Annotated in this window: 7 protein-coding genes; 1 reads left to right on the top strand and 6 read right to left on the bottom strand. The window is 63.9% G+C overall.

Going from position 1 to position 11,656, the window contains the following annotated elements; all coding sequences use genetic code 11:
- Positions 1-24 precede the first annotated feature (24 nt).
- The 4 genes from IGS61_RS02945 to IGS61_RS02930 all read right to left on the bottom strand — a co-directional run bounded on the left by IGS61_RS02945 (position 25) and on the right by IGS61_RS02930 (position 4,028).
- Positions 25-651, bottom strand: coding sequence for a response regulator (locus IGS61_RS02945; protein WP_230538221.1), 627 nt, complete (start codon positions 649-651; stop codon positions 25-27).
- 74 nt (positions 652-725) lie between these two features.
- The gene (locus IGS61_RS02940) at positions 726-1,640 is read right to left on the bottom strand and encodes an HDOD domain-containing protein (protein ID WP_230538220.1); all 915 of its coding nucleotides are present in this window, start codon (positions 1,638-1,640) and stop codon (positions 726-728) included.
- A complete protein-coding gene (locus IGS61_RS02935) occupies positions 1,637-2,275 on the bottom strand; it encodes a hypothetical protein (protein ID WP_230538219.1) in 639 nt (212 codons plus the stop codon). The genes IGS61_RS02940 and IGS61_RS02935 overlap by 4 nt, the downstream gene beginning before the upstream one ends.
- 49 nt (positions 2,276-2,324) lie before the next feature.
- A complete protein-coding gene (locus IGS61_RS02930) occupies positions 2,325-4,028 on the bottom strand; it encodes a methyl-accepting chemotaxis protein (RefSeq protein WP_230538218.1) in 1,704 nt (567 codons plus the stop codon).
- Between the two features lie 310 nt (positions 4,029-4,338).
- On the opposite strand from IGS61_RS02930, the gene IGS61_RS02925 reads away from it, so the two are divergent.
- Positions 4,339-6,789: a membrane-bound PQQ-dependent dehydrogenase, glucose/quinate/shikimate family gene (locus tag IGS61_RS02925; RefSeq protein ID WP_230538217.1), complete on the top strand. Its 2,451-nt coding sequence runs from the start codon at positions 4,339-4,341 to the stop codon at positions 6,787-6,789.
- Positions 6,790-6,864: 75 nt separating this feature from the next.
- On the opposite strand, the gene IGS61_RS02920 is transcribed toward IGS61_RS02925, so the two are convergent.
- Together IGS61_RS02920 and IGS61_RS02915 are read right to left on the bottom strand one after the other, a co-directional pair.
- Positions 6,865-7,956, bottom strand: a complete 1,092-nt coding sequence (locus IGS61_RS02920; RefSeq protein WP_230538216.1) for a hypothetical protein — start codon at positions 7,954-7,956, stop codon at positions 6,865-6,867.
- 21 nt (positions 7,957-7,977) lie between these two features.
- Positions 7,978-11,448: a DUF748 domain-containing protein gene (locus IGS61_RS02915; protein ID WP_230538215.1), complete on the bottom strand. Its 3,471-nt coding sequence runs from the start codon at positions 11,446-11,448 to the stop codon at positions 7,978-7,980.
- Between the last annotated feature and the right edge of the window lie 208 nt (positions 11,449-11,656).

The following is an 11,656-nucleotide window of genomic DNA, read 5'->3' as shown; positions in this document are numbered from 1 at the left end:
GGACTCCCGGACAAAGGTGGTGAACTAGGCGGCCAGGCTGTTGCGCCGCGCATGGCCGGCGCAGCAGGCGCGCAGATAGCCGCGCAGCTCGTCGTAATTGACGGGTTTGGCAAAGAACACCACGCCGGGCGGCACGCCGCCGCGTTCTTCGAGTTCCTCCGACGTCAGGCTCGACAGCATGGCGATATGCATCTCCGCCAGCAGCGGATCGGCCAGGATGGTGCGGATCACCTCGTAGCCGTCGATGCCTTCCATGACGATGTCGGCCAGCAGGATGTCGGGCTGGTCGCGGGCGATTTCCATCAGCGCCTGGTAGCCGTTCTCGCAAAAGCGCAATGCCGCCTGCAAGCCCCAGGAGCCGATCTGCTTTTCATACAGCGCGCGCTCGATCGGATTGTCTTCGATTACCAGGATGGAGGGCGGACGGCCTGATGGGGCGGGGCGGCTGGCGCGCGCCGCGCGCTGGTCCTGGCCCGGCTGGCCGGGATTGCCCTTGTAGGCCTCGACGGCCGCGAGGGGAATGCGCCGGTGGCCGCCCTTGGTTTTCCAGGCTTCGATTACGCCTGCCTCGACCAGTTGCTGTACCGATGTCACCGAAATACCGAGGATTTCGGCGGCCTTTTGGGTAGTGCAAACGTCTGCAGTGTGCATGATGGACTTTATGGTCGCGGATGAAGTTGAAGGGAATGATACGCAATCGCGCTCAAAAAATCAATTTCAACGAATTAGATGAATTCACTAAAAACCTGGCCGGTGGCGGGCCGGGGCCTGGTGCGCGTGCGGCAAGTGGCGACATGGGCGGGCGCTGCCAGGATCTCGCGCCATTCGCTCCACTCGGCGTTGCTGTGGCGTAGCAGGGTTTCCATGTGTTCTGCGTCCAGGCCCAGTACCCGCGCAGCGGCCAGGGCCGGCCCGCGCGGCCCCGCACCATTGCGCAGTATCAAGTCGGCGAAACTGCTGGCCAGCTTCAGCAGCCAGGCCAGGTCCGTCATGTGCCCGGCACGCCCGAAGCCGGGCGGCGCGGCATGGCAGCGCACGGCGTCGCACAGGATCTCCGGCATGCCCCAGCCCCGCATGAGGCTGGCCGACAGGGCCAGCCGGTGGTGGCCGAAGCGCCGCGACTCCGCGCACAGCAGCCGGGCGCCGGCAGCGTCGCCATGCTGGGCCAGCAGTTGTCCATATTCCTGCGGATGCAAGGTGGCCAGGGCCAGCTGGCCGCAGTTGGCCAGCAAGCCGCAGCTGTACAGCTCATCGGCCGGCGCCAGCTGCAGCGCGTCGCCCGCCACGCGGGCGGCGCACGCCATGGCCAGCGAGTGCGACCAGAAGCGCTGCGCGTCGAAATGCGCGCAGGTGGCCGCTGGCGGGGCCGGGGCGGCGATCGCCTCGCGCAGGGCGGGCAGGCCGATGGCCTCCAGCAGCGCGGCGTTGACTGCAGCATGCATGCGTTCGCCCGGTGGCACGCCGGCATTCGCCAGGCCGATGACCTTGCCGGTCAGGGCCGGATCGCAGCCTATCTGTTCGGCGAGCTCATCGAGCGGAACCTGCTGCTGGCAGCGGCTCGCCAGCCAGTGCTGGCGCCAGGCGGGCGAAGGCAGGATGGCGCCGCCGAGCAAGCCTGCCAGGTCGATGTGCGCGCTCATGGCCGGCTCCCGATGTCGCTATAGTCATCGGCTTGCGCCGTGCCCGTTTGCAGGGCCGTGACGGCTTGCGACAGCGCATCGAGCGCCATCAGCAGATCCGCATGCAGGAGGCGCAGCGCGCCGATATCGTTGGAGAAGCCCGCATGCACGGCCTGGCGCGCCAGCGCCTGCAAGGGAAGCAGTCCCATGGCCTGGCTGCCGTCGAGAATTTCCTGCGCCAGCACGCGTGCGGGGGCGGCCCGCTCGCAGCGCAGCGCATGGGCGATGCCGGCCAGGCGGTCGCGCGTCTCGGCCACGAACAGGGCCAGGATCTCGCCCTGCAGGCGCCGGTCGTAACCGAACATCGCGTCGAGCCGGGCCGCCTCGAAGGGCGGCGTGTCCGCTGCCCTGGGCGCCGGCGGCGGTGCGCTGTCCGCCGCCTTGGCCGGCGGGGCCGCTTTGCGCGTTTGCAGCAGCTGATGCAGATCGGGCGGCGTGCCGCCTGCGGCCGGCGCGCGGCCGGCATGGCGCCAGCGGGTGCGGCGCCAGAGCAGGGCTGCCAGCAGCAACAGCAGGCCCGCCAGCGCCAGCGCCGGGCGCATCAGCGAGAGGTCTTCGCAGCGAAGGAAGGGGTGGATGGAGAGTAAGGCGTTCATGACAGTGCTCCAGTACGGACGATGCTTGTTATCTTGCGTGATGGCAGACCTAAAATACTTCCCAGTCGCCGGAGTCGGCCACCGCCGGGGCCGTGCCCTTGGACTGGCCCGGGGCAGGCGTGGCGACCAGCTTGAGCGACGCCTTGCGCTGTGCCGGCCGCGGGGCGGCAGGCGCGCGGGGCGCTTGAGGCGGCGCTGGCCGGGCCGCCGCGCCGGCTTGCCCGTGCGCCAGCTTGAAGGTGCCCACCACGCCGGCCAGGATGCCCGCCTGCTCCTGCAGCGATTGCGATGCCGCCGCCGCCTCTTCGACCAGGGCCGCATTCTGCTGCGTGACTTCATCCATTTGCGTGATGGCGTGGTTGATTTCCTCGATGCCCGTGCTTTGTTCCACGCTGGCGGCCGAGATTTCGCTGACGATGTCGGTGACGCTGCGCACCGTGTCGACCACTTCCGTCATGGCCGCGCCGGCCTGCCGGACCAGCTTGCCGCCTTGTCCCACCTGTTGCACGGAGTCGCCGATGAGTGTCTTGATTTCCTTGGCCGCCGCCGCCGAACGGTGCGCCAGGTTGCGCACTTCGGTCGCCACGACGGCAAAGCCGCGCCCCTGTTCCCCGGCGCGCGCCGCTTCCACGGCCGCATTCAGGGCCAGGATATTCGTCTGGAAGGCGATGCCGTCGATGACGCCGATGATGTCGGCGATCTTGTTGGACGCGCTGTCGATCGCTTCCATGGTGCGGATGACGTCGTCCATCACCTGGCCGCCCCGTTGCGCCTTGTCCGAAGCGCTGACCGCCATTTGCTGGGCCTGGCGGGCATTGTCCGCGTTCTGCCGCACGGTGGCCGTCAGTTCTTCCATGGCCGAGGCGGTTTCTTCCAGCGAGCCGGCCTGCTGTTCCGTGCGCGCCGACAGGTCCAGGTTGCCCATTGCGATCTCACCCGACGCGGTGCTGATGGTGTCCGTGCCGGAGCGCACTTCGGACACGATGCGCACCAGGCTCCCGCTCATCTCCGCCATGGCGTTCATCAACTGGCCCACCTCGTCGTTCGAGGTGGCGCTGATTTGTGCGCTGAGGTCGCCGCCGGCGATGGTGCGGGCCACGCCGATGGCGCTCTCGAGCGAAGAGGCGATGTGCCGCGCCAGCAGCAGGCCCATGCCGGCCACCAGCGCCGTCACGGCCAGGGCCAGGCCGAGCGAAATCCAGCGCGCGCTGGCCGCGGTGGCGGCGCCCTCGGCGGCTCCCCTGGTGGCCAGGCTTTCGTTGTAGCTGTGGTGGGCGGCGAGGGCATCGACCAGTTCCTTGATGACGGGCTGGCTCTGCATCAGAAAGTCGCGCGCCGCGTCGAGTTCTCCCGCCTTCGACAGTGCCAGTACCTTGTCGCGTACGGCGTCGTAGTGCTGCAGCACGGCGCGGTCCGCGGCCAGCAGTGCTTTATCTTGCTCATCGGAAAGGTTTTCTTTTTCATACTTGTCGAGCGCCTGGCCGACTGCCGCGCGCGCTTCCTTGATGCCCGCTTCCAGGGCGTCGCGCCTGGCGGCATCCTTGCTGGCCATGTGTTGCCAGACGGCCGTGCGCATCTGTGCGAACGGCACGAAAGCCTGGTTCAGGGTCAGCAGGCTGGGAACGGTGTTGACGGTGGCATAGCTGGCCGCCGTGTACACGCGATTCATCTGGTAGATGCCAAAGCCCGTCAGGGCGGCCAATCCCAGGACGACGGCAAGGATCAATAAGTACAGGCGTTTGGCAATAGTCATGATGGGGACCGCTCCAATGAAGTGAAATTCACGAAAAGTGCTTGGTTTCGATGTTTTTTCCATTCTACGATAAAAATATGTTTTATTCGAGAAATTTGTTGTTTATTTATTTTATTCAATGATTTTCATCAAAATCGCACTGCTGTGTATGTCTTGACGGTCAGTTCGTGTATAAAAAGCCACACGGCACGCGGCGGGCGCTCTCGCGTGTGCCACGCTTTGCCGATTGGTGAAAAAATGAAATTGCATTGATCGCCGTCAATTCGGTGCGCTGGCGCGTGCCGCCGACTTACCCTTGCAAAGGAGCATCATGACTGCCTCTACCCGGCCTGGACCCTTGTTAGTCATTACCGCAGTCGTCTTTATCCTGCTTGGACTGGCGCTCGCTGGCGGCGGCGCCTGGCTCGTCAGCCTCGGCGGTTCCTGGTATTACGCGGTGGCCGGCATCGGCATGCTCGTCGCGGGCGCGCTCGTGGGGAAGGGGCGGCGCAGCGCCCAGCTTTTCCTCGCGCTGCTGCTGTTTGCCACCCTGATCTGGTCCGTCATCGAAGTAAAGTTCGACTGGTGGCAATTGCTGCCGCGCCTCGATATCTGGTTTGCCGCCGCCGTCTGGCTGCTGCTGCCGTTCGTCGACCGCCGTCTGGCGCCGGCTCTGATCCACGGCGCCAAACCGCGCGACGCGGGCAAGAGCGCCTTGACGGCGGCCGTGCTGCTGACGGCCGCCGTGGCTATCTTTTCCCTGTTCCAGGATTACTACACCTTGCACGGCGAAGTGCCGGCCGAGAACATGGCGGCCGCGCCGCAGGGCGACTACGCGCCCGGCGTGGCGCCCAACGACTGGGCCGCGTATGGCCGCTCCGGCTATGGCGACCGCTACGCGCCGGCCGCGCAGATCACGCCGGCCAACGCCGCGCAGCTGCAACAGGCGTGGGTCTACCACACGGGCGACTTCAAGGGGCCGAACGATCCGGGCGAGATCGCCAACGAAGTCACGCCGCTGAAGGTCAACGGCATGCTGTACCTGTGCACGCCGCATAACATCGTCATCGCGCTCGATCCGGATACGGGCAAGGAGCTGTGGCGCCACGATCCGAAGATCAACCGCGACGCGTCCAGCTACCAGCACATGATCTGCCGCGGCGTCGCCTACTGGGACGTCAACGCGGGCCGCGCCAAGGACAGCCCGGCGCCCGAGGCGGCCGGCATGGAGTGCCCGCGCCGCATCTTCGCCCCCACCATGGATGCGACCCTGATCGCCGTCAATGCCGATACGGGCGAAGCGTGCAAGAGCTTTGGCGAAAACGGGGTGATCGGCCTGTACCACGGCATGGGCATGAAGAAGCGGGGCTTTCTGATGCCGACGTCGCCGCCGGCCGTGGCGCAGAACGTGGTGGTGATGGCCGCCAGCGTGACCGATAACTTTTCCACGGAAGAACCGTCAGGCGTGATCCGCGGCTACGATCCCGTGACCGGCAAGCTGATGTGGAACTGGGATGCCTCGAACCCGGACGACACGGCACCGATCGCCGATGGAAAAACCTATACGAACAACTCGCCCAATTCCTGGGGCGTGTCCAGCGTCGATGAAAAGCTGGGCATGGTGTACGTGCCGATGGGCAATGAAACGCCGGACACGTGGGGCGGCAAGCGCAACCCGAATGGTGAAAAGTACAATAGCGCCATCGTCGCGCTCGATCTTGCCACGGGGAAAGTGCGCTGGGTCTACCAGACCGTGCACCATGATATCTGGGATATGGATATCGGCGGCCAGCCCACCCTGGTCGACATCGACACGCCGAAAGGCAAAGTCCCATCGGTTGTCGCCACGACGAAACGGGGCGACATCTACGTGATCGACCGGCGCGACGGCAGCCTGGCCGTGCCGGCGCCGGAAAAACCCGTGCCGACCGCCAACGCGGCCCCCGGCGACCGCCTGTCGCCCACGCAGCCGTTCTCGGCCCTCACGTTCTTGCCCGAGAAGCACATCAGCGAAACGGATATGTGGGGCACGACGCCGTTCGACCAGCTGGCGTGCCGCATCATCTTCCGCCAGCACCGCTACGAGGGGCCGTTCACGCCGCAGACGGTGGCCGAAGGCAAGATCAAGGGCGCCATCATCTCGCCCGGTCCGCTCGGCATCTTCGAGTGGGGCGGGGCGGCCGTCGATCCCGTGCGCCAGTTGCTGCTGGTCAATCCCGACTACATGGGCTTTCTGGAGCGGCTGGTGCCGCGCGCGCAAGCCAATGCGCCGGGCGGCACGGGCACGGAAATGGGCTTGCAGCCGCAGACGGGCGTGCCGTTTGCCGTGGAAATCAAGCCCTTCCTGTCGCCGCTGGGCTTCCCCTGCCAGGCGCCGCCATGGGGCTATGTGGCCGCCGTTGACTTGCGCACCATGAAAAAAGTCTGGATGCACAAGAACGGCACGACCATGGACAGCGCACCCGTGCCCATCCCGCTGCCGCTGGGCGTGCCCAGCCTGGGCGGCATGAGCACGACGGGCGGCGGCGTGGCATTTCTCAGCAGCACGCTCGATTACTACATCCGCGGCTACGACGTGCGCAATGGCAAAACCGTCTGGAAAGCCCGTTTGCCGGCCGGCGGCCAAGCCACGCCAATGAGTTATGTCTCCGACAAGACGGGCAAGCAATATGTCGTCGTCATGGCCGGCGGCCATGGCTCCCTGGGCACGAAGATGGGTGACAGCCTGGTGGCGTTCGCCTTGCCGGACGAGGCGGTGAAGGGGGCGGGGAAAGGGAAGTAAGAAGATAAGTAGGTGAAGCGCATCCGCGGCATGGTCTGGCCATGCCGCGGATGCGCCGCCATAAGGGCCCCGACGCTATGGCAAGCGGCGATTCAAGATGATGAGTTCGGCATTATCCGCGGTATCGTCCGCCAGCGGGTAGAGCACGACCGCATAAGCACGCTCCGTGGTCTTGTTGATGCTGGAAATGATCAATTTGTCACCGGGTATCGACAGAACCTCGTTGGTCAGCAGGTTCCTGTAGCCTTGCTCGCCTTTGCTATAGAATATTTCCAGTAATTTATCATTTTGCGTGGTCAGCCAGCCGTTTCCAAACTCGGTATTGAACCGCGTGACAAAAGTGTCGTCAGCGATGTCGACTGGTTGCCATGTATTGAACAGCGGGTCGGCAAAGTCCACCAATTCAATGATCTCGCTTGCCCCGGACGCAGCTATTTTTTCGATAATGATTTTATCGTTTTCTTGCGCCAGCAGATAAGAATCCCTGTCGAAGGAGGCGCTTAATATCTGCAATACATGGATATCGTTCGCGCCGATCTCCCGCGAGCGCGTGACATTGCCTTTTTCATCGATCTCCCGGTGCAGCAGGATGCTGCCGTCATTTGCCAGCAAGTGGATCGCCTTGTTGCAAATGGCGATGCGATTATTTGCGGGCAAGGGGACCTTGCTATTGTGTTTCTTCTTCAGCTTCCCATTGATAAACTCGATGGCCAGGATTTTGTCCGGTTTCTTATCGTCAAAATCCACGTCGTGAAATATCGAATGCGAGTCCGTCGTTCCAATGAAGTCTCCTGTACATGGACGGTTACCCTTTGGTAATTCCACATCTTCACGATGAAAGACGGGAATGCTGATTTCCAGTTCTTTATCAGGATGATAGGGAATGACGGAAACATAATTTTCCTGATCCGGACTCAGGAACAGTGTCGGCAAGATGCCGTCATCCTCGACGTAGTTTTCAATACTGCCATCCATCCCGACAGTCGTATATATCAGCTTGTAGGTGCCATTTTTTTCATACACATAGTTAGCCAGCAGCGTCTTTTCAGCACATGACATGCTGTCTTTGGCTGATACGGCTGTTTCAGCAAGCAACGTTGTCATTGTGCCCCAGTCGCCTTGCGTGACAGACGATGTATAGGGCGCTACCTTGTCGAGGTTTTTCATGCGTCAGATGGTTCCCATATCTTATTGTGCCGCCAATCCCAGTTTCAGCCCCACCAGCTTGCCTGGCGCAGCCTCCGTCTTTTCCGGCGCACCCGCGCTGACCCTGGTCGCCGGCGTGCCATCCTGCTGCAAAGCGGCCAGAATGGCCGCGCTGCGCTGGGCACCCAGTTTATTCAATGCATCGGCAGGCAGGGGCTGTCTGGCTTCCAGCTGCTCGCGCAAGCCGTTATAGAAAGCGCCCGTGTCGGCCACTTGCGGCTCGCCCTCGATCAGCTTGCCCAGGCGCTGCAGGACGGGGATCTTGGCCGCCGCCGGAGCGGAGGTGCTGGAGGATGCCGCCGCAGTGGCTGGAACGGCCGACTCCGCCGCCTTCTTCTGCTTGTCCAGCTCGGCCTTGCCGAAGCGTTCCGCGTACAGGTCGCGCAGGGCGCCCCGTATCTTGCGTTCGCCCAGGTTCAGCGGTCCCGGTTCTTCGCCCGCTTCCAGCTTGATGCCGGCCTTGGCGGCGACGGCGCGGCGCACGGCCTGGGCGCGCAGGGCGGCCCCGTCCGTGTCGCTGTACTGGCCCGGCACGGCCAGCTTCAACTGTTCGCGCTTGGCGAGGATCTGCGCCACCTGCTTGAGCTTTTCCCGTTCGGGCGGCAGCAGCACGGCGCTGCCCGCATCGAAATCGATGGCTTCCAGCTTGTCGGCGCTGATGCCCAGCAAGTTGCCCAGCGCGCGGAACGGCGCCGTGACGATCTTGGTCAGCACATTGCCCACGGCTTTCCAGATCAGCGCGCCATAGCTGAATTGCGGGTCGTTCATGTCGCCCGACACGGGCAAGCCCAGGTCGATGCGCCCGTCGCTATCCTTGAGGATGGCCAGCGCCAGTTCCAATGGCAGTTTCAGGGCGTCCGGGCTGTCGATGCGCTCGCCCAGGGTCAGCTTGTCGAGCACGATCTGGTTGGTGCCGTCGAGCTGGCGGTTGCGCACCTTGTATTGCAAGTCCAGCGAAATCTTGCCTTCGGCCACCTTGTATCCCGCGAACTTCATCGTGTACGGCGAGGCGGAGACCATGTCGACGTTCTTGAAGACGACGTTCAAGTCCGTGTTGTCGGTCGGGGCGAAGGGATTTAATTGTCCGCGCACGCGGGCCAGGCCGAATTCGTCGATGCGGCCATCGAGTTCGATCTGGCTGCGCGCATCGCGTTTCGTCGACAGGCCAGTGACGACGCCGTTCAATTCATAGATTTTCGCCGCAAACTGGGGCCGCAGGCTGAGGTCGGCAAAGTCCAGCTTGGCATTCTGCAGGCGCACGCGGCGTACGCGCACGGGGAAGCCGGCGTCGGCCGCCTGCGCAGTGGCGGTCGCAGGAGCCGGGGAGGGCGCCGTGGCAGGCTCGGGCGGTTTCACCAGCAGGCGCTGCGCGTTCAGGCTGCGGTCGTTTTCGATGATCAGCTGGGCATTCGGTTCGACCACGCGCAGCTCGGGGATGTCGACAAAATCGGGGCTCACGCTGGCCGTCAGCTTGTCGGCGCGCACGCTTTTCCATGAGGCAAAACGCTTGCCATCCGTTTCATTGAGCACGAGGCCGGCGATATCCACGCCGCCCTCATAGCGCACTTTGGGCGCTTTCGGCGCGCCGCCGCCCGTCGTCAGGCGGCCGCTGCCGGAGAGGGTGCCGCCCGCCAGCTTCAGTTTCAGATGTTGCGCCAGCAAGGGTTGCACGGGCGCCAGGGCCAGCTGTTTCAAATTCAGCTGCGCATCGACGGCGCCCGTGCCCGGCACGAACTTGCCGTTGGCCGTGAGCAAGCCGCCTTCGCGCAGGCCGACACCCAGCTCGAACGGCAGCGCCTGCTTCATATCGTTGCTGACCTTGTGCAGCGACAGGCGCGCGTCCTGCAGCGTGCCCTTGATGCCCGTGCCCGCATCGTCGAAACGGGCGCCGAACTTGCTCAGTTCTACCTTGTCTACCTGGGTGGACCACGGCGCGGAAGCGGTTTCCTTGCCTGCGTCGGCCTTGCTGGAGGCAAACACGGGCAGCTTTTGCGCAATCGCAAACTCTCCCTGGCGGTTGCGCGCCAGGTCGATCTGCGCGCCGCTGGCCGTCACGGCGCCCAGGCGCACGGTATGCGCCGCCAGGTCGATCTTGCCTTCCGTAAAGCCCAATTGGGCCAGCTTGAACGGCGTTTGCGCGCCGCGTTGCATGGCCAGATCGGCCAGGCTGAAATTCGCGCCGTCGATCACGGTAGCCATGCCCGCTGGCCCTTGTTGCAAGCCCAGCTGCAGCTGCAGTTGCAACTGTCTGGCGCTCAATTGCAGGGCGGGCGAGACGGTTTCATCGATGGCGGACACGTCCACATTGGCCAGCGCCAGCTGTTTTAAATCCACCTTCCACTTGCCAGGCTTGGCTGGCGCGGCGGCCGCCGATGCTACGGGTGCGGGATTGCCCGGCAGCATCAGGTTCGCCACGTCGATCTCGCCCTTGCTGTCGCGCCGCACGGCCACCTTGCCGCCGTACAGATTGATTTTATCCACCGTGACGTTCTGGCGCGCCAGGTCCACGTTCACGCCGGCGATGCCCAAGGTGTTCAGCGAGGTAAACGCGTCTCCCTTGCCATCGCGTACCAGCGCCAGGTCGCGCAAGGCCAGGCCCGCGCCCTTGACCGTCGCTTGCAGCGTGCCGTCGGCATAGGAAAAGGCGTAGGGCAGGCGGGCCGACAGTTTGCCGCTGCTTACCGTCGCCCGCGTGTACGCTTTCAAATACGCGGCCAGGCCGGGCAGGGAAGCGTCGTTCAATATCAGTTCGCCTTCGCCACGGATGGGGCTGAGCGAGGCCGTGCCGCGCCAGTGCAGCTTGCCGCCGCGCGCCGCGTCGGCGCTGAGGCTGTAGCTGCCGTTGGCGTCGGGCAGGGTCGAGATATTGTCGAGCGTAAAGTTGATCGGCGTGAAGTTGTCCGCGTAGCCCGCTTTCTGGTCTTGCCAGTCCACTTTGCCTTGTTCCAGCGCAAAGTGGCTGATGACGAGGCGCGGCATGCCGCCTTCGCTCTTGTCCGGGTGATTGCGTTGCCAGGTGGCCAGCACTTCGGCCAGGTTGAACTTGCCGTCCGGCGCGATGGTCAAATGCGCCTGGGGCGCCGTGATGCGGATTTCCGCCAGGCTCCAGGCGCGGCGCACGATGGATTTCCATTCCAGTTGCACGGCCAGACCGCCGATGGACAGCAGCGGCGCATCGCTCTTGCCATCTGCGCCGGGCGCTTCCTTGAAAGCGATCTGATCCGCTTCCAGGCGCAAGGTAAACGGGTTGAAGCGCACGTCGGCGATGCTGGCCTGGCGCGCGAGTTCTTTTTCTGCAAATTTGGGCAACTGATTCTTGATGACGTAGGGCACCAGCCAGAAGCCGGCTGCGCTGTAGGCGGCGAGGGCGCAGCCGGTGCCAAGGGCCCAGCGCTGCCAGCGTTTCCAGCGAAATGTTTTCGTCTGCACGCTTTTGTTGTCGATTGTGTTCACGAACTTACCTTTTGATCTTGTTGGGCGGCGCATCTTGGGCGCCGTGACTGTCAGTATGCCTCTTTGCGGCCTCGTCTGCAAAATTCAAACGTGTTCAAGTGATAACAGGCGCCACGGTGGCCTTGTTTCTTCTGTAAAACTCACACAAACTCACCGTTACTTGATAATGATTCTCATTATCGGTATCATGCCCGCTAACCGTAAGTTT

This window comes from Janthinobacterium sp. FW305-129, from assembly GCF_020858115.1.
Lineage (GTDB): Bacteria > Pseudomonadota > Gammaproteobacteria > Burkholderiales > Burkholderiaceae_D > Janthinobacterium.
Note: the sequence above shows the minus strand (reverse complement) of the source record. Positions and strands in the feature narration are given on the sequence as shown.

What these genes read in the sequence shown, in the direction of transcription:
- IGS61_RS02945 (WP_230538221.1), bottom strand. Translation starts at nt 651, where the DNA reads ATGCACACTGCAGACGTTTGCACTACCCAAAAGGCCGCCGAAATCCTC.
- IGS61_RS02940 (WP_230538220.1), bottom strand. Translation starts at nt 1,640, where the DNA reads ATGAGCGCGCACATCGACCTGGCAGGCTTGCTCGGCGGCGCCATCCTG.
- IGS61_RS02935 (WP_230538219.1), bottom strand. Translation starts at nt 2,275, where the DNA reads ATGAACGCCTTACTCTCCATCCACCCCTTCCTTCGCTGCGAAGACCTC.
- IGS61_RS02930 (WP_230538218.1), bottom strand. Translation starts at nt 4,028, where the DNA reads ATGACTATTGCCAAACGCCTGTACTTATTGATCCTTGCCGTCGTCCTG.
- IGS61_RS02925 (WP_230538217.1), top strand. Translation starts at nt 4,339, where the DNA reads ATGACTGCCTCTACCCGGCCTGGACCCTTGTTAGTCATTACCGCAGTC.
- IGS61_RS02920 (WP_230538216.1), bottom strand. Translation starts at nt 7,956, where the DNA reads ATGAAAAACCTCGACAAGGTAGCGCCCTATACATCGTCTGTCACGCAA.